This is a genomic window from Lunatibacter salilacus, from assembly GCF_009797935.1.
Classification (GTDB): Bacteria; Bacteroidota; Bacteroidia; order Cytophagales; family Cyclobacteriaceae; genus Lunatibacter; species Lunatibacter salilacus.
Genome location: NZ_VOLC01000011.1, coordinates 185,034 through 209,898, shown reverse-complemented (window position 1 = coordinate 209,898; position 24,865 = coordinate 185,034). Strand labels below are relative to the sequence as shown.

The following is a 24,865-nucleotide window of genomic DNA, read 5'->3' as shown; positions in this document are numbered from 1 at the left end:
CATTAGTTTATAAAATATGACCTTAATATAATTTAAAAATCCTGAGCTATGATTTCAAAACACCATATTCAAGGATTACCCACGACTCCTGTTTTAATATCTTAAAAGCAATGTAAATGCTTGATTGATCTACCCACTCAGTCTCTCCCTCATTTTCATCCCTCTAATGACATTTTCAGATTTTCCCATATCATTAATTAAAATTTTGAGCCTAAAACGCTACATAAAATAAAAACGGTATTTTTAAATTCAGCTCATAAGTTAGAATTAATTTACCTGATTTTAAAATTTTATTATAAAAAAATTGGATCTCACATACATCAAAAAGAAGTTAATATTACTTAGACTAACTTAGTGTTTTTATTTTTTCAATAAAAAATACAACTAAACCATTTTTTTTGTCGTTATTATAAACTAATTTCATTTTAAAATATTAGAAAAAAATATTTTTTCATGCCCGATTGTTTTAATTAACTAACCCTTCAACCTTTAAGCGGTGTCAGGGAATTTTGCGTCTTAAGTGCCGCAATTGGCGATACCAATCTATTTCTTCAGTGGAAGATTTGACTATACGGTGAACACCGAGCTTTCCAAAGCCTATTTCAGAAACCTTAAAGCACCAGTTAAGGGTTTTACACCTTTCAAAATTCTGCCAATAGTCCTTTATTTGAAGAAAATGAGAAAATCAGACACATCATCGAACTAGATGTTTTAACTGGAAAAACAAAACTCGCCGACAAAGAATAAATCCTATACTAAAATAGAGTTGTTTTTAGGTGGTATAAAAGAATGGAAAGGAAGAGAATGAATTTTCGATCTCAGTTTCTATTCAAATTGAAATTATCAATAAAACTATTAACCTCTTAATAATTTAACCACACAGCACATTGAGAATTACACCAAAATGCGCCATGTGGCTCTTTTTTGATTTTGAGAGCTACCCTGATTAAAAACTCCGTACAATTCCAAAACCTAGGGACAGGTAATTCAGGTTGGCTTTTCGGATATCCCAAAAGTCCATGGCGATGAACCCGCAAGGTTGGTTTTTTTTCAATTTTGATTATCTACCACTTTATTCCCCCGGCGATCCCGAAGTATATAAACCGATTAATTGAAAATATCCCATAAAAAATCGGTACCTTTAGAAAAGTAATATTTCTTCTTTGATTATAAATAAAATTTCATGAACAAGCGGGGCCCAATCGTTATAATTGAAGACGACAAAGATGATCAATATATTCTCGCGAAGGTCTTAAAAGAACTTAAGTATGAGAATGAGGTTATCTTCTTTGAAGACAGCGTTCAGGCGTTGGAATATTTGACTGATACAGACACTGAACCATTTTTGGTGCTTTCAGATATCAATATGCCAAAATTAAATGGATTGGAGCTACGGGAAAAGATCGTCAACAATGAGGATTTGAGGTTGAAATCCATTCCCTACCTATTCTTTTCGACAAGTGCGGAGCAACAGGATGTGATCAATGCTTATTCAAGGTCTATTCAGGGATTCTTTATAAAAGGAAATAATTATGATAGACTGAAAAACACCATAGAAAAAATCGTGGCATACTGGAAGGAATGTGAATCGCCAAATTATATAAAGAACGCCCAACAATAGGCATCCCTCAATTTGCAACCGAAGCGAATAAATTGAGGATGCCACATCACACCCTAAAGGGATCGAGCCAAATATTTCATCATCTCTTTGAATACCGATACTTTACAGCCCTACATATACACTCTTTATAAGTGAGCAGTCGAATTATGCCCTTTTTTACAACTGCGTAGCCTATAAATACTTATTTGCCTTAAATGGGGAATATTTTGGAGATTCTAGCACAATCATTCCCAAAACATAATTTTTTTTCACAAATTTAATGCTGTTCAGATATTTGGAGACATTTCAATTAATAGTTAAAATATCCTCACGATTTAAAATCAGAATAAATTTCAGGCAAAAGTGGCCTAATCTGATCCTAAAGCCTGTATTTTTACTAAAGAGTGGAATAGTATTCAATTTGGAACAAAATTTGTAACAGTTAATAATAAAAGAATAAATATAGTTTTTTAATCTAAATTTTAAAACATTATTTTAAAACAGCACCCCATGAGTGAAGTTCACCAAAAAGAAAAATCAAAAAAGAAAATCATCCAACTGAATGAAGAATTAGAAAACTATTTCCGAAATACAGTGATACCCCAACTATTTGTGGATTCAGACATGATTTTAAGGAAATTTACCCCTCCGGCAATGAAACATTTTCGGCTGACTGAAAAAGACAACGGAAGGCCAATTAGTGAGATCACCAATAGGATTAGATTCCCCACAATTATAGATAATATCCGGGAGGTAATTGAAACCAACCAAGATATGGAAAAGGAAATTCAGACAACGGACCTGAAATGGTATCAGATGAATATACTGCCCTATATAATTCGAAAAAACAATCGGACCAATGGCGTGATCATTACCTTCGTCGATATATCATCCCGTATAGAGGCACTTAAACAATATGAACGACTTAATCTGAATCATGAAACGATCATATTTGCTCTGTCCCACGATTTAAAAGGCCCTATAAATAACATTAATGGCTTGATAGGTCTATTAAGAAATCTGCATGAAGAGGATAAAGCAGAAAGCGACATCTTACTGGAATCTTTGAGCATATCTGTGGAGAAATTGATGGATACCATTGAAGACCTTACAGAAAGCCTTAAAGACACAGATTTTACTGAGGATTCGGAAAGGGTTAATATTCAAAATATTGTGGAAGATGTAAGAATAGGGTTAAGTGATCGGATTTTCGGGTCCAAGGCGAAAATCCATACTGATTTCCAAATTACTGAATTAAACATTTCCAGAAAAAATATCAGAAGCATTGTCTATAATCTTATCAGCAATGCGATAAAGTTCAGCGAACAAAATGGGAAACCTAATATATGGTTAAAAACTGAAGACACTGGCGATTACGTTCTTCTAACAGTTCGCGATAATGGACCTGGGATAGAAAAAGAAAATCACGAAATGATTTTCTTCCCCCGAATTAGGCTAAATCCAAAAGTTGAAGGTACAGGATCAGGTCTATTTATCGTAAAAAGAATGGTCGAGGACTTGGGAGGGAAAATTGAAGTAGAGAGTACGGTGGGTGAAGGAACTGTTTTCCGGGTGTTTTTCAAGAAGGAGCCGAGTGATTGACACTCATCTTTAGGGTATCAATTGTTGTTACCCACGCTTGAACCCAATTTCCTAATAATAAAATTTTGAACTTGAGATATTGAAATTATATATTAAATTCATGGTAAGCCTCCGTTGTAAGATAGTGGTAAAGAATGAGCTCTGCAAGCTGGGTCTCACATATAAAACCTTGGAACTCGGGGTGGTGGAGTTGGGGAAACCCATCTCCGCCGATTTGAGACAACTGCTGAGAATAAATCTTCTGGAGTATGGATTAGAGCTTTTGGATGATAAAAAAAGTATTCTTACCGAAAGGATTAAAAATACCATTACGGAAATAGTCCATTCTCCGGATGATACCCCAAAAGAAAATTACTCGATTTTTCTCAGCCAGAAATTAGGCTATGACTACACCTATCTTTCAAATGTCTTCAAAGAAATAAAAGGAATCACCATACAGCAATACATCATCATTAACAAGGTGGAGAGGGTAAAAGAGTATTTACTTTATGATGAACTTAACCTCTCTGAGATCGCATATAAAATGAACTATAGTAGTGTGGGCCATTTATCCAATCAATTCAAGAAAATCACAGGCGTAACACCGTCTTTTTTTAAACAATCGAAGTCGAATAGATTAGACAATCTCGAAAACTTTTAATTAACAAGCTCACTTTTTTAACTGCCTATCCGCCAATCGAAGGTTCCAAGTGGCAAAGTATTAAACAAATTTCTTTTTAATACATATTTGATTATACGTATAACATTTTGTTTGCTGGCAATGGCGCGCCCATTCCAAATAGCGCATTTCGATTAAACCGAATGTACACGCTCCCTTAAAATTGATTATTTATAAGAAGCATTTACTTTGATATAAAAAGCAAATTATATTATACTTTTAACTCAAAATACTTACTTTAAATTTTGAAAATATGAGCTTTATGTAAATAAATAATTATATCATGTAATAATACAGTACTTATTTTGACTGACTTTTGTGTCAATTGAAAACATAGATTACAGCCTATGTGATTCAATGACAGCAAAATCTTTACATCTATTTTTAAAACACACATTACAAAAAAAGGGTCGTTTATACTCATTTTTCCAACTTTTAAAAAATGAGTCTTAAACGATTAAAAGAAAAATCCAATCATTATCCAAGGGAGAATTACACACTATGAAAAAAGAAAGTTACAAAAAGAGATTTTGGCTGACCACGCTGGCAGCCTTATCCATAGGCGCCATAATTGGCAGCTGCAAAGATGAATTTGACGAGGTATTGGGGATCTGCCCCGAAGTTGAATCCACGAATCCAGTTAATGAAGCTATTGGGGTTCAATTAAACAACACAATAGACGTTACGTTCAATATGCCTTTGAATCCGGCAAGTGTTACTCCGGGAGTTTTCAGTTTAAGAGTAGGTAGCACAGTTAACGGTAGCGTATTAGAGGATGAACTTTCGGGAGAATTGACCTACGAGGCAGAATCCAATACAATGAGTTTCATGCCGTCTTCCAGTCTTACACCTAACACAACCTATACAGGACGTGTGGAGCCGGTAGTGAAAGATATGATGGGAAATGCTTTGCAAACTGCCTATGTATGGACCTTTACTACGGGCGAAACACCAACCGTTATTTCTACTGACCCGGTAAACTTGGCAACTGGCATTCCTCTTAACAAAGATATAAGTGCGACATTTAGTATGGCAATGGATTCATTGACCATAACTGCCGCTTCCTACCAATTAATGGCAGGAACTACGAAGGTGTCAGGGGAAGTAGTCTATTCCGGAACCACAGCGACCTTTTCTCCTACAGACGGCCTTTTGGCAGGAACTACCTACACAGGTATCATCACCATCGAAGCTAAAAATAAAGATGGAATCCCATTAGCTGTAGCGCATAATTGGACCTTCGATACGGGAACATCCCCGAAAGTTGTGTCAATAGATCCGCTGGACTTGGCTACAAGCGTTACCGCTGAAAAGACCATCCGAGCTACTTTCAGTGAAAAAATGGACCCTGCGACGATTTCAACTGCTACATTCACCGTGAAAATGGGTTTACTACCCGTAGCGGGATCTGTCACTTATTCTGATTCTACTGCGATTTTCACTCCTTCGGCCAAATTGTTGTCCAACACCGAATACACTGTTAGTATCCTTAAGCTTGCCAAGAGTCCAAATGGCGTTCCAATGGCAAGTGATTTCATATCAAAGTTTACTACCGGTAATTTTGCAGTTCCTGAAGTAACCACTACGGATCCTGCAAACAATGCTACTGGAGTCGCATTCAATAAAGCAATCCGGGCAACTTTCACGGAAGCAATGGACCCGGCAACTATTACGGCAACCACCTTTACTGTAAAGCAGGGGAATACGACTGTAGCAGGAACGGTATCCTATAGTGGTACTACGGCTACATTTACGCCAACAAGCCCACTTGCATCCAATCTTGTCTACACAGGAACTATTACTACAGGTGCTAAAAATGTATCAGGAACCGCTCTGGCATCCAATTTTGTCTGGACGTTTACCACGGTCTCCAATATTGCCCCAACGGTACTTTCTACTGACCCAGTGAATAACGCGACAGGTGTAGCCCTTAATAAGGTGGTAGGAGCCACTTTCAGTGTGCCTATGGACCCGGCAACGATCACTGGAACTACATTTACTGTAAAACAAGGAACTACAGCCGTAGCTGGAACGGTATCTTATAGCGGTACTACGGCGACATTTACACCGACAAACCCGCTTTCAGGCGGTCTTGTCTACACGGGTACCATCACTACCGGGGCAAAGAATGCTGCGGGAACAGCTCTGGCGGACAATTTTGTCTGGACATTCACCACGGCGGCTAATGTTGTTCCAACAGTCCTTTCTACCGATCCGGTGAACAATGCAACGAATGTAGCCTTGAATAAGGTAGTAGGGGCCACTTTCAGCACTGCTATGGATCCGGCGACAATTACAAGCACAACCTTCACGGTAAGACAGGGAAATACCGCTGTCGCAGGAACGGTATCCTATAGCGGTACTACGGCGACATTTACACCGACAAACCCTCTTTCAGGCGGTCTTGTCTACACGGGTACCATCACTTCCGGGGCCAAGAATGCTGCGGGAACAGCTCTGGCAGACAATTTTGTCTGGACATTCACCACGGCGGCTAATGTTGTTCCAACAGTCCTTTCTACCGATCCGGTGAACAATGCAACGAATGTAGCCTTGAATAAGGTAGTAGGGGCCACTTTCAGCACCGCTATGGATCCGGCGACAATCACAGGTACCACCTTTACGGTAAAGCAGGGAAATACCGCTGTCGCAGGAACGGTATCCTATAGCGGTACTACGGCGTTATTCACACCGACTATTCCACTATCAGCAGGTCTTGTTTACACGGGAACTATTACTACAGGTGCGGAAAATGTTGCAGGAACAGGTTTGGGATCCAATTTTATCTGGTCGTTCACGACGGTGGCTCCCCTTTCGCCTTTGGTTATCTCTACAGATCCACTAAACAACGCAACGAACGTTGCACGGAATAAGGTGATAGCTGCCAATTTCAGCATGCCGATGGATCCCGCATCAATAAATGGGGTAACATTTACGCTTCAACAGAATGGAAATAATGTTGCAGGAAACGTTTCCTATAATGGAATAACAGCTTCATTTTCACCTTCCGAATTGCTTTTACCAAACATACTTTACACGGCTACCATCACAACCGGAGCAACCAGCTTGGTAGGAACAATGTTGGTAACTGATCATGTGTGGAATTTCAGAGTGGAAAATCCAATATCACCTTATTTTGTTGATCTTAAAACAGCAGGTAGGTTCGGAATTTTTGCAGCAACCGGAGTCAGCAACAATGCCGGCTTCAGTGAAATCCGAAATTTGGATGTAGGAATTACTCCGGGTGCCCGTTCTTCGGTTACCGGATTTCCTCCGGCACTTATGGTAAATGGTGATATATACGCATCTGATGATATCTCACCTCCAGGAGTGGCGGCCATGCTGAACCAAGCTAAATTAGACCTGACTGCCGCATACTTATTTGCAGAAGGGGCAACTACCCCAGCACCTGCCACAGTAGCGGGAGACCAGGGAGGCACAACCCTTGCACCTGGAATTTACAAATCCAATTCGACCCTTTTGATACAAGCCGGTGATTTGACACTTGATGCTCAGGGAGATCCCAATGCTGTTTGGATTTTCCAAATTTCTGCCGGATTCACTACTGTAGGCGGAGCAGGTGGAAATATCATTCTTACCGGAGGCGCACAGGCTAAAAACATCTTCTGGCAGGTCGGCAGTTCAGCTACCATTGGAGACAATACCATATTTAAAGGGAATGTGTTGGCTTACACCTCTATCACTATGAATTCAGAGGCCAAGATCGAAGGTAGAATGTTGGTACTCAATGGAGCCGTAGTAATGACCAATACAAACATCATCGAAAAACCTTAATCAACCAAAAATGAACATAACAACAAATAACATAAAGGGATCGCACACAGTGCGGTCCCCATTTAACCTGGTCTATAAATGCATCATCTTCGGTATTTTGATGTTTATGGGCTTTCAGGCACCGATTTCTGCACAAGAAGTTCAGTTTACCAGACCGTCTTGGTGGTTCGGTGCAGCTGCTGGCGCAAATTTAAATTTCAATCATGGAACAACCCAACAGTTGAATTCAAGTTTAACCATCCCCGCAGCGTTTAATAAAGGTTTTGGTGCTGGTCTATATCTTGGACCTTTGGTGGAGTATTACCGTCCCGGGTCACGATTTGGCATGATGCTTCAGGGGGGAATTGACTCCCGAAGAAGTTCTTTTAACCAGATTACGACTCCCTGCAATTGCCCTGCAGATCTGTCAACTGACCTAAGTTACTTGACTGTGGAGCCAAGTCTCCGGTTTGCTCCATTCAAATCCAACTTCTATTTGTATGCAGGTCCGAGATTTGCTTTCAATAGAAAAAATTCGTTCACATACCAGTTGGGAATCAATCCGGATTTTCCCGATCAGACCCCAACTCCGGAGGTAAACGGCGAATTCAGCAATATCAACCAACGCTTGATCTCTATGCAGATTGGTGCGGGCCATGATATTCCACTTTCTTCGCAAAACAAAAAAGTGCAAACCATGCTGTCACCCTTTGTTTCCTTCCATCCCTATTTTGGACAGAATCCACGATCCACGGAGACATGGACATTGTCCACCCTTAGGGTAGGTATAGCGTTGAAGTTCGGTAAAGGACGTGAGATTCCTCCTGCTACGCCAGCGCCGGTTGCCTATGTGGCACCTACCGTTGGATTTAAAATCACCTCGCCTAAAAACCTTCCGTCAGAAACCCGTATTGTGGAAACATTCCCACTTCGCAATTATGTGTACTTCAATGAAGGGTCTACTGAAATCCCGAGCCGCTACGTGGCCCTTGAAAAAGGAAGAATAAAAGATTTCAAAGCAGACCAATTGGAGGTTTTTGCTCCAACATCGTTAGCTGGAAGATCTCAGCGCCAATTGATGGTTTACTATAATATGCTGAATATTTTAGGGGACCGTATGGTGAAAAACCCATCCGCATCTGTGAACCTCGTTGGATCATCTGAAAAAGGAGCGCAAGAAGGGACTAAAATGGCGGAATCCGTTAAACAGTATTTGGTTGGAACATGGGGAATTGCCTCATCAAGAATCACCACTGAGGGACTTTCCACGCCTAGAATCCCTTCTAAAAAACAAGGTGGGACCCGTGAACTGGACCTCCTTCTTGACGGAGACCGCAGGGTTTCGATCGAAAGTAGCTCTCCTGCATTGTTGAAGGAATTCCAAAGTGGATTGGACGGAGCTTTAAAGGCGCCATCCATGGTAGTCCCAGAGGAGAGTTATGTTACTTTTGAGGTTGACGGAGCTATGGAAGCATTCAAATCTTGGAAGCTGGAAATCAAGGATGAAAATGGTAAAGTGCAACATTTTGGTCCTTATTCAGCAGAAAAGGTAAGCATTCCGGGCAAATTGATTTTGGGAGATAGACCTGAAGGCGAATATGTGATAGCTATGGTAGGTCAGACTGAAGATGGTAATACAGTAAGGAAAGAAACCAACTCCAAAGTTGTACAATGGACTGCTCCAACCACTATGGAAGGAATGAGGTTTAGTGTCATTTATGAATTTGATAACACAAAGGCAATCGCTTCCTATGAAAAATACCTTATGGAAACAGTTGCTCCAAAAATCACAAAAGGAGCAACAGTAATCATTCATGGTCATACAGATGTGATTGGTGAAGAAGCATACAACAAGAATTTATCACTGGCCCGTGCCAATGATGTCAAAAGCATCCTTGAAAAAAGCCTGCAAAAGGCTGGAAAAAACGATGTGAAATTCGATATCCGGGGAATGGGTGAGGACCAGACTGTGGCTCCTTTCAAAAATAACCTTCCTGAAGAGCGGGCTTATAACCGTACGGTTATCATTGACGTGGTGCCTAGAAAGTAACTTCCGAAACAGGTTTACTGTTCTGTTGCTTTGCAATGGCTTCAAAACCTGATTTGGAATAATTTTTAATTGACTTTTTAGAAGGGGAGCTATTTCCCAACATGATTGAAAAGCCAGGGGCAGGTTACCGTCCCTGGCTTTTTTATGTTAGGATTGCCTATATTTGCAATCAGTAGGTATTCCCACCTACACCGTCTATAAATTGATTATAACACTTTTACTTAGTTTTCTTATTTCTACATGATAGCTCTTTCCAATAACCCAGAAGATTTCCCGCAATTATTAGACTTATGGGAAGCATCAGTTATTGCGACCCATGACTTTCTGACGGCCAAAAAGATTGAGGAAATCAAGCAATTAATTGTAGAAGAAAATATTTTTTCCCATGTTGACATCTATGTTTTTTTAGACTTAAATGGCTTAATAATCGGATTTGTTGGAATAGCAAACAACAAAATTGAAATGTTATTTATTTTGCCGGAATATAGAGGCAGAGGGATCGGAAAAGCCTTGACGGAATATGTAATCTCAGCGCATCATGTAACAAAAGTAGATGTCAACGAGCAAAATCCACAGGCAGTGGGGTTTTATAAAAAAATGGGATTCAAAGTCATCAATAGAAATCCGTTGGACAGTCAGGGAAATCCTTTTCCAATCTTGGAAATGGATTTGGAAATGTGAATCAATCGACAATGATCAAGTTCAGGCCAGCTGAAAAAAACTTCACTATGATTTCAGCCTAGGTGTTTGAATTTCCCATACACAAATAGACTCAATTTTCGTATCTCAGATTATTTATTTTCAGCCAACACTTCCTCGCCGGTTTTTGTTGGTTGTAGCTTTTCTAATTCCTTCGTAGTAAATAGACGGGACCTGATCATAAACCGGATTCCCATTGGGATTTCTATAGAAAAGCTGCTTCCTCTTCCGGGGGTAACATCCAATGTAAGCTGTGTATGTTTCCAATATTCGAATTGATCCTGATTCATAAAAAAATCACATCCGTACACCTCTCCCAACCAAACATCACTTGCTCCCACTTTGAATTCGCCTTTTTCAAAGCACATGGGTGAAGAGCCGTCGCAACAACCTCCACTTTGATGGAACATCAATTCAGAGCCAAATCGTTTTCTCAAGATATCGATAGTTTCAATAGCTGCTTCAGAAAGGATAACTCGGGGAACGTATTCTTTGGGTTTCGACATGTTTGAGGTGTTTCTAGCTAGTATGAGAAATGGTACAACAAAAATAAGATCTCCCCGATAATCGGGGAGATCAATGGTTTAAATTTAAAAGAATCCAAGCTTATTTTTATCATAGGAAATAAGCATATTCTTGGTTTGCCGATAATGATCCAGCATCATAAGATGATTTTCCCTGCCAAAACCTGACTTTTTGTATCCACCAAAAGGCGCATGAGCCGGATAATTGTGGTAGCAATTTACCCAGACCCGGCCAGCTTGGATGGCACGGGGCACTTGATAGAGTTCGTGTGCATCCCTTGACCATAATCCTGCACCCAACCCATACATGGTGTCGTTGGCAATTTCAATCGCTTCCTCAGTAGTTTTAAAGGTAGTCACTGCTACTACCGGACCGAATATTTCTTCCTGAAATACCCTCATTTTATTGTTTCCTTTGAAAATGGTGGGCTGAATATAATACCCGGTTTCCAACCCCGAGTTTAAACTTGCCTTATCCCCACCGCAAAGAACTTCAGCGCCTTCCTGCTTTCCGATATCCAAATACGAGAGTATTTTTTCATATTGGTCGTTTGATGCCTGAGCTCCCATCATGGTATCTTCCGCTAGGGGATGTCCCATTTTTATCGCCTTGGTCCTTTCAACAACCTTTTCCATAAACACATCATATATATCCTCATGTACCAAGATTCTAGAAGGGCAGGTACAAATCTCACCTTGGTTTAAAGCGAACATCACAGCACCTTCTACAGCTTTGTCAAAAAATTCGTCATCCGCATCGGCCACGGATTTCATAAATATGTTTGGTGATTTCCCACCCAATTCCATGGTAACAGGAATCAAATTTTCGGAAGCATATTGCATGATAAGTCGGCCCGTGGTTGTTTCACCTGTAAAGGAAACTTTTGCCACACGAGGAGAAGAAGCCAAAGGTTTGCCCGCTTCCGGTCCAAATCCGGTGACAACATTCAGCACTCCCGGAGGTAGCACATCTCCGATCAATTCCATCAAGACCATGATACTTGTAGGAGTTTGCTCGGCAGGTTTTACTACGGTACAGCAGCCGGCAGCAAGTGCGGGCGCCATTTTCCAAGTAGCCATCAATAGGGGGAAATTCCAAGGGATAATCTGACCCACCACTCCCAAGGGCTCGTGAAGGGCAATGCTGACCGTATGTTCATCATGCTCGGAAATTGAGCTTTCATCGGCTCGGATAACGCCTGCAAAATACCGGAAATGGTCAATTACCAAGGGTAAATCAGCAGCTCTGGTTTCTCTGAGTGCCTTGCCATTGTCTATGGTTTCTATTCTGGCGAGCATCTCCAGATTTTCTTCAATGATGTCCGCAATTTTATTCAACAGCTTACTCCTAAGTGCAGCAGAGGTTTTTGACCAGGAGGGAAATGCCGCATGAGCCGCATCCAATGCCAAATCGATATCAGCTTTATTTCCTCTTGCTGCTTTTGAAAATGCTTTTCCGTCTATAGGTGAAATATTGTCAAAATACTCGCCGGAAGTAGGTGACACCCACTTCCCACCTATAAAATGATCGTATTTCTCTTTGATTTTCGGCCGCTCTACGGGCTTAGTTTGGGATAATGTTAATGTTGACATATTATTTCAGTTTTTGTTTTTTTCAAAGTTCTAACATATAAATTCCAAAAAATCAACCTATCCAATCGGTTTATCGACTTCAAGTGACTATTTAAAACCCGCAAACCATTCAGGTTTTTATGAAAATTAGCTAGGTTTTATGTTAAATGGGTGAAACCTGGAAGGTTTTTCTCCATAAGAATCACCTCGTTACAGGAAAGAACTGCGGAATTTAAGGACTATCAAAAAATTGAACTTCTATTTCACTATATGATTTCGACAAAAAGGTAGCTTGGTGTATTATCTTTTAACGTGTTCTTTCCCCAAATAATAATTATTTTAATTATCTTAACGGTAACCTTTTACCAATTATCAACTGAGGAATAAAACTTCCCTCACCTCAATTCGTTAATTCCATAATAGAAACCCAAAATACCAATATGCCTGACCAATTTATAGCCGGTGTGCCATGGAGATCGGAAAGCGATTTAAAAACTCTTGTTGAAAACCGCACTACCTATACATTGAATAACTGCGAGTTAAACATTTTTGAAACTTACAGAGAAGCCAAAGATGTCAATTTGATGTTCGGTGATTTGGTTTTGACTACCATGCTGAAAGGACGGAAGGTGATGCACCTGTTCAATAAGCCCGGGTTTGATTATTTGCCAGGAGAATCTGTGATTGTTCCACCAAATGAATTGATGAAAATAGATTTTCCGGAGGCTGAAATAGAAAATCCAACCCAGTGTATAGCGCTTTCCATTTCTAAAGAAATGATCGAGAACACATTCGATCTTCTTAATGAAAGATTTCCCGATAAAATGCTTACGGAAGAATGGGGATTGGATCTGTCGAATTTTCATTTGATCAACACACAGGACTTATCGGAAATAATAAATCGGTTTATCCGTATTGGTGTGAAGGAACGGTCAAAGGAAAAGGATGTAATCGCATCGCTTGCACTAAAGGAATTATTGATAAGACTAACCCAGACCCAAGCTCGAAAGTTATTACAAACCACCTACAAACAGCTTTCCTCAAGCAATAGATTGGGACATGTGGTGGACTATATCAAAAATAACATCCGGGAAAATCTTACACTGGAATCCCTAAGTTCCAAGGCCTGCATGAGTAAAGCCCATTTTTCCAGATCTTTTAAAAATGAGTTGGGGCTATCTCCCATGGAATTTATTCTCAAAGAACGACTGACGCTTGCCAAGAACTACCTCCGAACGGCAAATTATCAAATCCAGGAGGTATGCTATATGTCGGGTTTTAACAATGTGACCTATTTTATTCGGGCTTTTAAGACTGAGTTTGGAGCTACCCCGAAGGTTTTTCAGCAGACCACTTAGGTACATCATTTTATCCAGTTTCCGAATTTAAATAGTTATGGGTTATGGGTTATGAATTAAAAATTACGAATTAAGAATTACGAACCTAGTCATCTCAAGTTGTGGATTATTAATAGTAGGTAAAAACCCATATGTTCTCGTAGGTTTTCCTCATCTAATCACGGAACAATTTAATAAAATCGTACCCCATTAGGGGTTAAATTTGTATATGATAATAAATTAAAAAGGTTTGAAGGGAATATACGGTCAATCTGCTTACATTTTCATCAAGTCATCCAACGTCTGAATAGCTAATTTCAACTCATTTGAAGAAATTTCGCCGATCTTACGAACCAATCGCTCTTTGGATATTGACCGAATATGGAAAACCAAAATTTCCGAGGTATTGGTCAACCCGTTGATAGGGTTTGGTTGAACAATCGGGTTTCCAAGATAATTTTTGATCTTAGTAGTGAGTGGAGCGGAAATAACAATTGGTAAATGTTTGTTGAGTAGATTACCACTCAAAATTGCCACTGGTCTGAAGCCTGACTGTTCACTTCCTTTGACTGGATTTAGATCAGCGAACCAAATCTCACCCTGCCTCATTCTCTAGCTGGTTATAATAATCCTGTAACCCTTCTTCGGCTATGCTTAAAATGTCCTTATCATCCTGAGCGGCTTGATAGGATTTAATATATGCTGCCCGCTTTAAATGTTCCAAATAAAGATTGAGCGCTTCCTCTATCAGCTTGTTTTTTGGCAATTCCATTTGTTTGGCCTGATCTGAAAGTCTCTTGACCAGATCATCTGGTAGTGATGTAGTGATTGTGGTCATGTTGTATTTATATTTCGTATTTACTTTTTATAAATATAAAACGTATTTGGCAACATAAAAAATATTGGAGGGCTTGAAATTGGAAAATCTAGGGGATAAACCCAATCACACTGACTTTTGAATATTCAGCCACATTGGCGTCCAACAAATACAGGATCACATTAGAATCTGAAAAGCACCTATTCATCAAAATTGTTGGCTTCGTCTCTGTTGAAAACAAAGGTATCCAAATTAGCTTTCTTATACTTAGAGAATGTTTTTTCTATCTCCCCGGCTTTTTAGGATGACGTCAATTTTATTTCAAAAAAAGCCCCGGCAGGGTTGCATCTTCGTAGCAAGGAATGGAGCCATCTGCGCCAATCGATTACTAAAAAGATTCTGAAAAAGGCGTACAAATTGGGTTATTGCACCGAAATAAAACTCCAAAAAAAAAAACAGATGGTTTTTAATGAATGAGGGTTTAAGTATGAAACCAAAGCCAGGAAATAACCGCAAGGTATTGATCTTGATGCCATTTCAGATCATACCCGAGTGTGTTGATTATTCTAAAACTTCAAATCCTGAGGAAAAAGGATCTTTAACTATTTAATGAACCGCAAAAATTCGATAAGTTTAGGTCGTAAATTTAATGACTATTTTCCAAGACCGCCAAAGCCAAAAAGTCCAAATCCAGTAAATCCGAAAAAAAGAAAAGCGCCATCCCCTACCATAAAAAGGCGGACAATATGAGTTTGGATGAATGGCAGATAGGGTTGCGGCGGCAGTTTGCAGGCAATTGATTGGAGTAAGTTTGGAAAGTGAGGGGGATTGGGAAACTTACTTTTTCAGCTAAATTGCCCCTTCTTCACAAAATATCTCAGACCAATTCCCGCCAAAAACATCCAAATTCCCGGACCAATCCTTTCCACATAGTACAGAAATTTCTGTGATGGATTATTGATAAAAATCACAATCTGTAACCCGAAATAAATTACAGCACATGTAACGAATGTATATGAAACAATCTTAATAAATAAATATGCAGATTGATTGTCTTTTAAATTTTTTGTGTCTTTTTGGCTTTTCATGGCACTTACTTTAAACGCAATTCAAAATTTTTCCCTTTAAGATTTTCGGCTATCCAGTTCAGAATTAGGAATAGGATCAAACCATTAATGCCCGACAAAAGGGCATTTTCCATCAAATAATCAAGCTTTTCGATATGACCTAATTCCTGCTTGATTTTGAAGAAATCGTAAAGACCAGAAAAAGCTCTCAAAATACCGCCGAAGAGTAAAAGGTAAGCTACTAGCCCAAGCGACTTTAGATTTCCGAACTTAAATTGAATATTCATCTTTTTGTTATTCTGTTTGTACAAAGGTATAGTTTGAAAAGCCGGTAAAAATTGACCTGTGTTAAGTAATTGCTTATCTTGATAATTCAAGGAAATTTTAATTGATGATCAACTTCATATGGATCAAGCCATCTCAGAAGAAGCGATTAAATATCACCTCAACACAGCAAGAGAGCTTTTATTTGATTACCTCCCTTTGACTGATGAACAATGGGAGGTTTTCAAGGGTGGTTTTAAGATAAGGAATTACCATAAAGGAGACTTTATCTTAAATGAAGGAGAAACGGAGCAGTTTCTCTCCATAGTATTGGCAGGTAGCACGAGGCATTATGTCATGGTCAAAGGAGAGGAAAAATCATTTGACTTCTCTTTTCAGCACGAATTCAACTGCTCGTATTCCAGCTTTATCCAACAGGAGCCTTCCCGTTTTTTTATACAAGCGTTAGAAGACTGTGTATTGGCATCCATTCATTATGATTTTTTGCAGCAACTTTACCAGCATTATCCCGAAAGCAACAAATTTGGAAGGACAGCAGTGGAACAATATTACATCTGGAGGGAACAAAGAGAAATCTCGCTTTTAACTAGTTCGGCCAGCGAACGGTATGAAAAACTGATGCAGAAGTACCCCGTGTATTTAGAACAGGTACCTTTAAAATACCTTGCCTCCTACCTCAACATCAAACCTGAATCCTTGAGCAGAATCAGAAAAAAGTTGATGGAATAGAACTAGCGTTCTTAACATAGGTCAATTTTTACCTGATTATCTTCCCCGAGATTTGCACCTGTAAATCAATCAGGTACAATCATGTAGAAAACCTCAGACCAATCCATCTAACCTGGCGGTTCCTGTTTTGAAACAATCTTCCTCTTGTTGTGTGATAAATGACACGACAAGAGGATTTTTTTTTGTAAATCGATGTTTAAATTTTTCAAAACAACCGTGTCTGAAAAACCACACTCAGTATGAAGTATGGCTTGGAGTATATCACCATTAGAAAGGGCTTTGAAGGTGTGGGTATCCAGTTATAAATATTCCAGAGGTAGGAATAGTATAGAAGGAAAAAAGGGAATTAAACAGTCAACGCGACTATGATGCACTATTTGAAGGTTACAAGAAAACCATTTTCGGTAAAAGGATTCGATACGTAGGCAAAAGAATTCTATTGAAATTAATTAAATAATAAGTTATATTATCGGTTCATAATGAAGATTTATACATGAGCCAGACCATAAATTCCTTTTTTGCAATGCCCATGTTCCTCCTATTAGTTGGAACACTTTTTCCAGCGACTTATACAAGAAATAATTTCCAATCTTTGCATCCGTCATTCTTATCCATACAAAATAAAATTGAAACACCTGGATTGCGGATAGACGCAAGTTTTGCCGGAGGAAATGTAATTATTGAAAAAGTAAGCAATGATACGGTTTATTTTAAGCCGGATCTGAGGGATACAGAAGGTCATTGGTTTTATTGGAACTTCAGAGTAACGGCTAACAAGGCGCAAACCTGGTATTTTAAAAGTACTGAACCAAATGTCTTGACTGGTATGGGAGCAGCCTATTCAAAGGATGGAGGCCATAACTGGAATTGGATTGATCAATCTTGGAAACACGGAGAGGATATTTTTCAGTTTACTTTTGGTAGGGATGATGAAACGGTACGATTGAGCATGGGAATGGCTTATACGCAGGATAATTTTGACCGTTTTATCATGCCTTTTTCATCGGATCCACGTCTGAAATTAGAAACGCTTTGCACGACAACGAATGGTCGAGAGGTAGAGAAGATGATTATCAGTGATTTTGGACAAACTCCATCAATTAAAATCCTAGTCACCGCACGTGCCCACGCCTGCGAAATGATGAGTAATTATGTGATCGAAGGCATGCTGAAAGCATTATTGGGAGAAAGTAAGGCCATGACCGATTTATTAACCCGGGCGGAAATCATGTTTATCCCATTTTTGGATAAAGATGGTGTACAACAGGGAGATCAGGGCAAAAACCGACAGCCTAGGGATCATAATAGGGATTACTCCGGACAAAGTATTTATGCAAGTACTAGAGCCATCCGGCAGCAGATTCCGGAATGGGTAGGAAGCATTCCCTGGATAGGGGTTGACCTGCATAATCCCTGGATTAAAGGGGAGAATAATGAATGGATTTATTTCGTTGGTAACGCTCATCCCCGAATAGAAGAGGAACAGGAGAAACTAGTGGATATGTTGGAGACGAGCTCTAGAGGAAAGATGAAGTTCACCAAAGAAAAAGGGTTTTTGCCCTTCGGGACGGCCTGGAATACCGGGGGCAACTACGAAATGGGTGCATCGTTTGGACAATGGGCGTCTACGTATGCTGACAAAGGCTTAATTATGGCTACAACACTGGAATTCCCATACGCTCTTAACCACGGGCAGGTCATTACGCAGGATGCGGCACGTAAATTTGGAGAGGATCTGATTTTTGCCATTGCGGCGTATTCGGAAGGAAAAGAATTGTGACAGGGGGATGATATTTTGATTAATATTGGATTGGCAGAACGAGAAGCTTGCAGCGTATCGCTGGCGCATGACTGAATTCCACCATGGATAAATCGATATTAAAAAAATGACCCTATACAAAAATAAATATCGCAGTGAATCGACCCGTGCCCAATGGTGGGATTACGGATGGGCTGCGGCGTATTTTGTTACCATTTGTACAAAGGACAGGCGGCATTATTTTGGAGAGGTCAATGACGGAAAAATGAATTTAACCCCAATAGGGGCCATTGCGGATGTATTGTGGCATGAAATAAAAAACCGTGCAAATCACGTGGAATTAGACGAATTCGTGGTAATGCCCAATCATATTCATGGAATTTTGGTATTAAAAAATGATTCCCCATCCGCAGGAACAGGGCACGCCCCGGTTGTTGTAGGGACAGGGCATGCACTGTCCCTACAACAACCGGGGATACAACCGGGGCAAAAACGTTTTCAAAACCCGGGAAAAAATACCCTGTCATCCATTGTGGGATCATACAAATCGGCCGTGACACGGCATTCACGGCGTCTGGGGTTTAAATTTGAATGGCAATCCAGATTTCATGATCATATCATTAGGGATGATCTATCCTATCAACGTATCGCTAGATATATAAAAACCAATCCTGAAAATTGGAAGGATGATACCTTTAATTCAGGATTGTAAAACAAAAAAAAAGGAGACAAAATCCAGTGTATCCCTTACATTTAGGAAATTTTTGAAAAAAGTCCACTTAAACATATCTTCAAAAAAAGCAACATGAAATATCGTCCGTTATCTTTGAAAATCCACAAAGATCGAATAGATGAGTGTTGCTGTTTTAAATGAAATTGGCTTTTGGGATCACAGTAGTTTAAATATTTGATTTTTCGCCATTTTGCTGGCTGAAGAGCATCCATCATAAATTTTAAACAGATTCTTTAGTCGAATCCTACCCAATAACACCTCCCATCGAATTTTCTTTGCTCAACTCCGCAAAATTGTTTTAATTAGGGAAATCCGAGGCGATAAAAATCAGCTTTGTATACTATTTTTGAATTTTACATAAACATTTTACAATAAACAAACCCAAAGAAATCGAGCATGACTACAGCGTTAAACACGAAGATGATTAGCATAGCGAGATTCTCCCGAGAATCGGGACAGGCTATATGCCCATTGAAAAAGGAATTATAAACATATGAAATACACGCTTCTATTCTGCTTTCTGTTTTCTTTTGCCCTCTCTACCACACAGGGACAGAGCAACAGCCCGTCTGAAAATGTGGAAATAACCTCCGGAAAAAATAAAACCCAAGTAAGCACAAATGCCAATGGGATGCTGCTTGTCCATGTTTCCGATTCGGATATAAAAAAATTCAAATCCAATGGCGTGGTGCGCTATAGTACATTTGGTGCCAAAGGCGACGGCAAGACCGATGATATCGATGCCATAGCTGCCACCCATGCGGTGGCCAACCAAGAGGGGCTTTCTGTAAAAGCAGACGACAGGGCTACCTACTACATCAGTGGAAAAGACCGACCTGCAGTGATTCAAACCGACACCGACTTTGGCAGTGCTGCCTTTATCATTGACGATACCGATGTGGAAAACCGAAATTCGCCTGTTTTTCTGGTAAGTTCCAAACTCAAGGCATTCAACCTTGAGGGGGTTAGCACGCTTAAAAAGAACCAGAAAAAAATCAATGTTCCCCTCCCACAAACTTGCCTTGTAACAGTGACCAATGCCGAGGTAAAACGTTATATCCGATACGGGCTAAATCAGAATAACGGATCTCCCCAGACTGATATCTTTATTGTAGACAAGGAAGGCAATGTGGATATGGATGCCCCGATTATTTGGAACTTCGACAATATCACGACTATTACCGCCCTCCCACTTGACGAAACTACCCTTAATATCACCGGAGGGAAATTCACTACCATCGCCAATCGGGCTGAATCAAAGTATACGTATTACAGTCGGGGGATTGCGATCAGAAGGTCGAATGTGCTTGTTGATGGAATTGAACATCGGGTTATAGAGGAAGGAGATCATGGCGCCCCATATGGCGGATTCCTCAATATCAATGAATGCGCCTACGTTACCGTTCAGAATGCTTTACTTACAGGGCACAAAACCTACCAAACGATAGGTGCTGCGAATGCGCCAGTTTCCATGGGAACTTATGACATCTCTCTCGGACGGGCCCTTAATGTTTCTTTCATTAACGGCCGCCAAACAAATGATATCAACGACAATACGTACTGGGGCCTGATGGGTTCCAACTACTGCAAGAATTTAGTTTTAGACAATTGTGTCTTTTCCCGATTTGATGCCCACATGGGTGTCGCCAATGCTACCATCCGTAATTCTACCCTGGGCCATCAGGGAATAAACGCCATTGGCAGTGGAACCTTTACCGTTGAAAATTCCACCATCAACGGAAGAAGTCTTATCAATTTACGTTCTGACTATGGAAGTACCTGGCAGGGAGAAATCATCATCCGCAACTGCAAATTCGTACCGGCGGGTGGCAGACCAGTCAGTGCCAGTCTGATCGGGGGATCCAATTCAGGCCAACATGATTTCGGCTATACCAGCTATATGCCGGAACGAATCACTATTGAATCCCTCCACATTGACGATTCCAACCATCCCGAGAATTATCAGGGTCCGTCCATATTTGCAAATTTCAACCCACAAATGACAGACGATTCCTATGTGGAACAATTTCCCTATATCCGCACCAAGGAAGTTATTTTGAAAAATGTGACTACCGAAAGCGGAAAGTCTTTAAGACTGAGTGATAATCCCTTTATGTTTAAAGATGTACAGGTAATCACTGATTAGTTTTTTAAAGGGGAGATCCCTATTTCTAAAAATCGAGTTTATCCTTTTATGTGGGGCAGCCTTTTTGGACGAAAGGGCTGCCCCACTACTTTCCATAGAGGTACGGTTTAAATTTTTGAATTATCGATTTATAGAAACCAAATGGCAATCATCTTTAGCTAATATCGATCAACTTCACTATTTTGGAGCCTTTAAATTCAAAAATTGATTTGCCTTTCAATTTAATTTCTTGACCCTTTTTCATTCCATTTGGTAAATCTTTAGCTATTACACCAAAATAGTTTATTTCGATTTCTGTTTCGGCTTCTCTATGAATAATTTTTATAATTGTTTGCTGTCTTTCTGAAAAAAGACCTTTTACCTCTTCCGCTTGCTTCTCAAATGCTTTTAACCCCTCCAGCCTCATCGTTACTTCCCCCGCCTGAATATTTTCAAATACTATTTCATCAGAAAAATTTTCAATCATTTTCTGTACGGCAAACGTATTGTAGGCAGCAATATATTCTTCAATAGTTTTCTCCCTTTGTCTCATCGCTTGCCTTCAAAACTTATTTATTGATTAGGAATGAAATATCGATTAAACTGTATTTTGGGAACACTTCGAATTGGCTGAACGCTGGAATTGAGTTAAAATAATACGAACAAAACAAAAGTCACCTTCATACATTATACGTCTTTATCGAGCAGTAAGGAATTCCTCTTTTAGCCTTGCAAGATGTTCCATTTTCTTTGGTTGCCGAAATTCTTGGCAGTAGTCAGTATGATATTGATGAGACTCCAAAAACCCGATTTGAATTTTAAGCCACTCCATATGGGTTAAACTAGTATTAAAATTCCTCAACTCATCAAAAAGTCGTTGAGAACCTAGATCAAACAAGTCAGTCCCCAGGTATTCCAAGTCCGCATCTGCTACAATTCTTCCCAACAGATTTTGAGGCCTTTGGGGGATTTTGGTGGCGGTTATCATTTGGCAGATTTCCTGGATTTGTAATGCACTGAACCCGTATAATGGAAGTTCCGCTTTAGCGATTTCACATCCTTCATTTTCATGGTCAACCATCCCATTCAAGAATCCACTGTCATGATACAATGCAGCTATCTGAACTAGTTCCAATTGATCTCCTTCGACTTTTTCTTCTTTAGCAATAAGCCTCGCTTTATCCAAAACATACCGGGTATGTGCTGCATTGTGGTATGTAAGGTAATTAGGTAGATCCTTCTTAAATCTATCCATTAGGTTTTCAAAAAGTAATTCAAATCTATTATCCGTGCCCACTTTTCTTTTTGATTAATCCTCCTTTTACTTCCTTAATGCTCTGAACGTATAAAAAGGCTTTGGGATCAATTTCACCTATGGCTTCTTTGAGCCGATGAATTTCCAGCCTCGTTACTACTGTCATAATGATATCCACATCATTTACTGAGTCAATCATTCCGGGCAAATAACCCCTTTCACCTTTATAAACCGTAATGGCTTTACCAAAATCTTGAACAATCAGTTCCTTTACCGTTTGACACTCGGCAGAAATAATGGTCAAGGCAGTATATTCTTCAAAACCGTCCACCACATAGTCGGAGGTTTTCATGGCCGTATAATAGACCAATATAGAATACATACCCGTCTCAATTCCAAACTTAAAGGCCGCTCCAATAATAATTAGGCAGTTTAAAGCCAAGATAATTTCCCCAGAGGTCAAACTTGATTTTTTTTGTGTATAGTATCCAATGACTTCTAATCCATCAATCACCCCTCCTCCACGTATAACAAACCCAATACCCAATCCTATAAAAAAGCCCCCAAAAACAGCAATCAGGACCTTATCCGTGGTGAAGGCGGGGATTTCAATAAAATACATCCCTGCAGCCAACAGCAATATAGCGATCAATGCCTGTAAACTGAATGTTTTTCCGATTTTTCGATATCCCACAAAAAGAAAAGGAATATTAAAAAAGATAAGCAATATACTGATATGAATATTGGCAAAGCCCGTGACTAAGATTGAAATACCCGTGACCCCACCATCTAGGAAATTATTAGGCACCATAAATCCCTGAAGCCCAACAACTGCAAAAAGAACTCCCAAAATGGTAAATGATATAGCCTTTAACGAAAAAATGGATTTCCATTTGATGGTGTCAGATTTACCCATGGTTTAAAATTTGAGGTCGCCCAATTTTCATTTCAAATGTTTCCCTAAATATGCAGGAAATTTTTGAATTAATTAAATTTGGTAAAAGATCTATCCTTCCTTTCGTAAACTTCAAATAATTTATTTTTCCACCCTTACACCAGCGAAAGTCTGACGTATGATTTTGCCATTACGTATAATAAAAGTATCTGTGGCATAGGTCAGGGTAAATTCCGGAGTTTCCGCTTCCCACAAGATATAACCCACGTCGCTAACGGCCAAGCTGGTATTCAAGGTCAGTTCGGCACCCTGTGTTGGAAAGGCATTAAATGCATTGACAAAATTACCTCGGATTTCGTCCAATCCCCTGTATGTGCCATTTGGGGTGATCAGGATGGATTCGTCTGTATAATCTTCCATGACCCCATCCAGGTCATTGGTTACAAATGTCTCCCAGTGATGGTCCAGCACAGCCTCGGTTTGGGCTTCATCTATTTCCCCGTTAGTAGAATCAGAGGAACATCCGGCAAACGTAAGGCATGTTAGCAATATAATGGAATAAAGTTTTTTCATGATTTGAAGACTTTAGGATTAAAACAAAGTTAACCTATTGTGAAAATTAATAAAATAAAAATTCAAATTAGTAGGATTAACCTATTTGATCAACAAAAGTTAAAAAAAATACCACTGCAAGGATTCTAATTTTACCAACCCATTTATTTAATACCCAGAGTATAAGACTCCCGGATAGTATGGGCTGCGGGGTTTACGTTAGGTATTCCCTTACCTTTTCTTGGATGGATTCCTTAATAGATTCCCAGGTCTGACCTTTCAAACTCTGTGGGTTTTCATCCTCCACTGCCTCCGCAAAATAGGTGATGGCCTGTGGAACCGTGATAATGCAGTTCCTCCAACCAACGAAAATTCACTGAGCCCAGGAATTTTCATAATGGTTTTCAATAAGGAAAAAGTGTGGGATTCGACTGTCTGAGTTTGTAGCATCTAAATTCGGTAACAGGTTTATCAAATACTGCACTTGCAAGATACATTCTGGTTTCTGGTAAAAATTTAGTGTTCAATAATACATCTGAAACTTTCCCATCCCCATAATAACGCCTGCAATTTCTAATATCGTCCACATCGCCCCGCTCAAATACCCGCTCAATCACAAATTTGTATTTGGCATCATAGTCGATGTTTTCAAAATTCACATCCCAGAAGATTCCTTTCTCAAATATTGGCTTGGCTTTTTCTGTCATAACTCAAATTTAATCAAGGTTTGGTGGAATTCATACTCAAATGCAAAAACCTTCGAGGTCTCGAAGACCTCAAAGGTTTAAACGTCGCCGACCTTTGGGGTTTCCAAAAACCCCAAAGGTCTTTT

21 protein-coding genes are annotated in these 24,865 nt (G+C 39.6%); 11 read left to right on the top strand and 10 right to left on the bottom strand.

From position 1 onward, the window contains the following. Window positions 1–1,183 precede the first annotated feature (1,183 nt). The 6 genes from FQ608_RS16065 to FQ608_RS16040 all read left to right on the top strand — a co-directional run bounded on the left by FQ608_RS16065 (window position 1,184) and on the right by FQ608_RS16040 (window position 10,365). On the top strand, window positions 1,184–1,621 hold the full coding sequence (locus FQ608_RS16065) for a response regulator (protein WP_158859257.1): 438 nt from the start codon (window positions 1,184–1,186) through the stop codon (window positions 1,619–1,621). A 489-nt stretch (window positions 1,622–2,110) separates the two neighbouring features. Next, window positions 2,111–3,202 carry a sensor histidine kinase gene (locus FQ608_RS16060; RefSeq protein ID WP_158859256.1) on the top strand — a complete coding sequence of 364 codons (1,092 nt, stop codon included), beginning with the start codon at window positions 2,111–2,113 and terminating at the stop codon, window positions 3,200–3,202. Window positions 3,203–3,302: 100 nt separating this feature from the next. Then, complete coding sequence (locus FQ608_RS16055) at window positions 3,303–3,842, top strand: helix-turn-helix domain-containing protein (RefSeq protein WP_158859255.1); 540 nt, start codon at window positions 3,303–3,305, stop codon at window positions 3,840–3,842. 519 nt (window positions 3,843–4,361) lie between these two features. Then, window positions 4,362–7,655 (top strand): Ig-like domain-containing protein, encoded by a 3,294-nt coding sequence (locus tag FQ608_RS16050; protein WP_158859254.1) that lies wholly within the window; start codon window positions 4,362–4,364, stop codon window positions 7,653–7,655. Between the two features lie 10 nt (window positions 7,656–7,665). Further along, window positions 7,666–9,684, top strand: coding sequence for an OmpA family protein (locus tag FQ608_RS16045; protein WP_158859253.1), 2,019 nt, complete (start codon window positions 7,666–7,668; stop codon window positions 9,682–9,684). A gap of 240 nt (window positions 9,685–9,924) precedes the next feature. Then, window positions 9,925–10,365: a GNAT family N-acetyltransferase gene (locus FQ608_RS16040; protein WP_158859252.1), complete on the top strand. Its 441-nt coding sequence runs from the start codon at window positions 9,925–9,927 to the stop codon at window positions 10,363–10,365. A gap of 110 nt (window positions 10,366–10,475) precedes the next feature. Here FQ608_RS16040 and FQ608_RS16035 read toward each other — a convergent pair whose 3' ends face one another. Both FQ608_RS16035 and FQ608_RS16030 read right to left on the bottom strand, forming a co-directional pair. Further along, window positions 10,476–10,889 (bottom strand): DUF779 domain-containing protein, encoded by a 414-nt coding sequence (locus FQ608_RS16035; RefSeq protein WP_158859251.1) that lies wholly within the window; start codon window positions 10,887–10,889, stop codon window positions 10,476–10,478. Between the two features lie 84 nt (window positions 10,890–10,973). Continuing rightward, on the bottom strand, window positions 10,974–12,500 hold the full coding sequence (locus FQ608_RS16030; RefSeq protein ID WP_158859250.1) for an aldehyde dehydrogenase family protein: 1,527 nt from the start codon (window positions 12,498–12,500) through the stop codon (window positions 10,974–10,976). Between the two features lie 419 nt (window positions 12,501–12,919). On the opposite strand from FQ608_RS16030, the gene FQ608_RS16025 reads away from it, so the two are divergent. Beyond that, window positions 12,920–13,837: an AraC family transcriptional regulator gene (locus FQ608_RS16025; protein WP_158859249.1), complete on the top strand. Its 918-nt coding sequence runs from the start codon at window positions 12,920–12,922 to the stop codon at window positions 13,835–13,837. Between the two features lie 255 nt (window positions 13,838–14,092). Here FQ608_RS16025 and FQ608_RS16020 read toward each other — a convergent pair whose 3' ends face one another. The 3 genes from FQ608_RS16020 to FQ608_RS16010 form a co-directional block, all read right to left on the bottom strand. Next, complete coding sequence (locus FQ608_RS16020) at window positions 14,093–14,425, bottom strand: type II toxin-antitoxin system PemK/MazF family toxin (RefSeq protein ID WP_158859248.1); 333 nt, start codon at window positions 14,423–14,425, stop codon at window positions 14,093–14,095. Next, window positions 14,412–14,654, bottom strand: coding sequence for a ribbon-helix-helix protein, CopG family (locus FQ608_RS16015; RefSeq protein ID WP_158859247.1), 243 nt, complete (start codon window positions 14,652–14,654; stop codon window positions 14,412–14,414). The genes FQ608_RS16020 and FQ608_RS16015 overlap by 14 nt, the downstream gene beginning before the upstream one ends. A 1,072-nt stretch (window positions 14,655–15,726) precedes the next feature. Further along, entirely contained in the window at window positions 15,727–16,077 is a 351-nt protein-coding gene (locus tag FQ608_RS16010; protein WP_158859246.1) for a hypothetical protein, read from the bottom strand. Between the two features lie 28 nt (window positions 16,078–16,105). On the opposite strand from FQ608_RS16010, the gene FQ608_RS16005 reads away from it, so the two are divergent. The 4 genes from FQ608_RS16005 (at window position 16,106) to FQ608_RS15985 (ending at window position 21,352) form a co-directional block, all read left to right on the top strand. Then, window positions 16,106–16,714: a Crp/Fnr family transcriptional regulator gene (locus tag FQ608_RS16005; RefSeq protein WP_158859245.1), complete on the top strand. Its 609-nt coding sequence runs from the start codon at window positions 16,106–16,108 to the stop codon at window positions 16,712–16,714. Window positions 16,715–17,207: 493 nt separating this feature from the next. Beyond that, a complete protein-coding gene (locus tag FQ608_RS16000) occupies window positions 17,208–18,494 on the top strand; it encodes a M14 family zinc carboxypeptidase (protein WP_234364230.1) in 1,287 nt (428 codons plus the stop codon). 106 nt (window positions 18,495–18,600) lie between these two features. After that, window positions 18,601–19,185, top strand: a complete 585-nt coding sequence (locus FQ608_RS15995; protein ID WP_158859244.1) for a transposase — start codon at window positions 18,601–18,603, stop codon at window positions 19,183–19,185. Window positions 19,186–19,699: 514 nt separating this feature from the next. After that, window positions 19,700–21,352, top strand: coding sequence for a hypothetical protein (locus FQ608_RS15985; RefSeq protein ID WP_158859243.1), 1,653 nt, complete (start codon window positions 19,700–19,702; stop codon window positions 21,350–21,352). Between the two features lie 154 nt (window positions 21,353–21,506). On the opposite strand, the gene FQ608_RS15980 is transcribed toward FQ608_RS15985, so the two are convergent. The 5 genes from FQ608_RS15980 to FQ608_RS15960 form a co-directional block, all read right to left on the bottom strand. Then, the gene (locus FQ608_RS15980) at window positions 21,507–21,884 is read right to left on the bottom strand and encodes a nuclear transport factor 2 family protein (RefSeq protein ID WP_158859242.1); all 378 of its coding nucleotides are present in this window, start codon (window positions 21,882–21,884) and stop codon (window positions 21,507–21,509) included. Window positions 21,885–22,028: 144 nt separating this feature from the next. Beyond that, window positions 22,029–22,586, bottom strand: coding sequence for an HD domain-containing protein (locus FQ608_RS15975; protein ID WP_158859241.1), 558 nt, complete (start codon window positions 22,584–22,586; stop codon window positions 22,029–22,031). A gap of 28 nt (window positions 22,587–22,614) precedes the next feature. Continuing rightward, entirely contained in the window at window positions 22,615–23,502 is an 888-nt protein-coding gene (locus FQ608_RS15970; protein ID WP_158859240.1) for a YitT family protein, read from the bottom strand. Window positions 23,503–23,622: 120 nt separating this feature from the next. Further along, window positions 23,623–24,054, bottom strand: coding sequence for a nuclear transport factor 2 family protein (locus FQ608_RS15965; RefSeq protein WP_158859239.1), 432 nt, complete (start codon window positions 24,052–24,054; stop codon window positions 23,623–23,625). 383 nt (window positions 24,055–24,437) lie between these two features. Beyond that, on the bottom strand, window positions 24,438–24,740 hold the full coding sequence (locus FQ608_RS15960; RefSeq protein ID WP_158859238.1) for a DUF6922 domain-containing protein: 303 nt from the start codon (window positions 24,738–24,740) through the stop codon (window positions 24,438–24,440). Window positions 24,741–24,865: the final 125 nt, after the last annotated feature.

Coding starts and splice junctions, on each gene's coding strand:
- FQ608_RS16030 (WP_158859250.1), bottom strand. CDS start 12,500: ATGTCAACATTAACATTATCCCAAACTAAGCCCGTAGAGCGGCCGAAA.
- FQ608_RS15975 (WP_158859241.1), bottom strand. CDS start 22,586: ATGGATAGATTTAAGAAGGATCTACCTAATTACCTTACATACCACAAT.
- FQ608_RS16000 (WP_234364230.1), top strand. CDS start 17,208: ATGAGCCAGACCATAAATTCCTTTTTTGCAATGCCCATGTTCCTCCTA.
- FQ608_RS15960 (WP_158859238.1), bottom strand. CDS start 24,740: ATGACAGAAAAAGCCAAGCCAATATTTGAGAAAGGAATCTTCTGGGAT.
- FQ608_RS16040 (WP_158859252.1), top strand. CDS start 9,925: ATGATAGCTCTTTCCAATAACCCAGAAGATTTCCCGCAATTATTAGAC.
- FQ608_RS16045 (WP_158859253.1), top strand. CDS start 7,666: ATGAACATAACAACAAATAACATAAAGGGATCGCACACAGTGCGGTCC.
- FQ608_RS15980 (WP_158859242.1), bottom strand. CDS start 21,884: ATGAGACAAAGGGAGAAAACTATTGAAGAATATATTGCTGCCTACAAT.
- FQ608_RS16035 (WP_158859251.1), bottom strand. CDS start 10,889: ATGTCGAAACCCAAAGAATACGTTCCCCGAGTTATCCTTTCTGAAGCA.
- FQ608_RS15985 (WP_158859243.1), top strand. CDS start 19,700: ATGAAATACACGCTTCTATTCTGCTTTCTGTTTTCTTTTGCCCTCTCT.
- FQ608_RS16065 (WP_158859257.1), top strand. CDS start 1,184: ATGAACAAGCGGGGCCCAATCGTTATAATTGAAGACGACAAAGATGAT.
- FQ608_RS16050 (WP_158859254.1), top strand. CDS start 4,362: ATGAAAAAAGAAAGTTACAAAAAGAGATTTTGGCTGACCACGCTGGCA.
- FQ608_RS16005 (WP_158859245.1), top strand. CDS start 16,106: ATGGATCAAGCCATCTCAGAAGAAGCGATTAAATATCACCTCAACACA.
- FQ608_RS16015 (WP_158859247.1), bottom strand. CDS start 14,654: ATGACCACAATCACTACATCACTACCAGATGATCTGGTCAAGAGACTT.
- FQ608_RS15965 (WP_158859239.1), bottom strand. CDS start 24,054: ATGAAAAAACTTTATTCCATTATATTGCTAACATGCCTTACGTTTGCC.
- FQ608_RS15970 (WP_158859240.1), bottom strand. CDS start 23,502: ATGGGTAAATCTGACACCATCAAATGGAAATCCATTTTTTCGTTAAAG.
- FQ608_RS16060 (WP_158859256.1), top strand. CDS start 2,111: ATGAGTGAAGTTCACCAAAAAGAAAAATCAAAAAAGAAAATCATCCAA.
- FQ608_RS15995 (WP_158859244.1), top strand. CDS start 18,601: ATGACCCTATACAAAAATAAATATCGCAGTGAATCGACCCGTGCCCAA.
- FQ608_RS16020 (WP_158859248.1), bottom strand. CDS start 14,425: ATGAGGCAGGGTGAGATTTGGTTCGCTGATCTAAATCCAGTCAAAGGA.
- FQ608_RS16055 (WP_158859255.1), top strand. CDS start 3,303: ATGGTAAGCCTCCGTTGTAAGATAGTGGTAAAGAATGAGCTCTGCAAG.
- FQ608_RS16025 (WP_158859249.1), top strand. CDS start 12,920: ATGCCTGACCAATTTATAGCCGGTGTGCCATGGAGATCGGAAAGCGAT.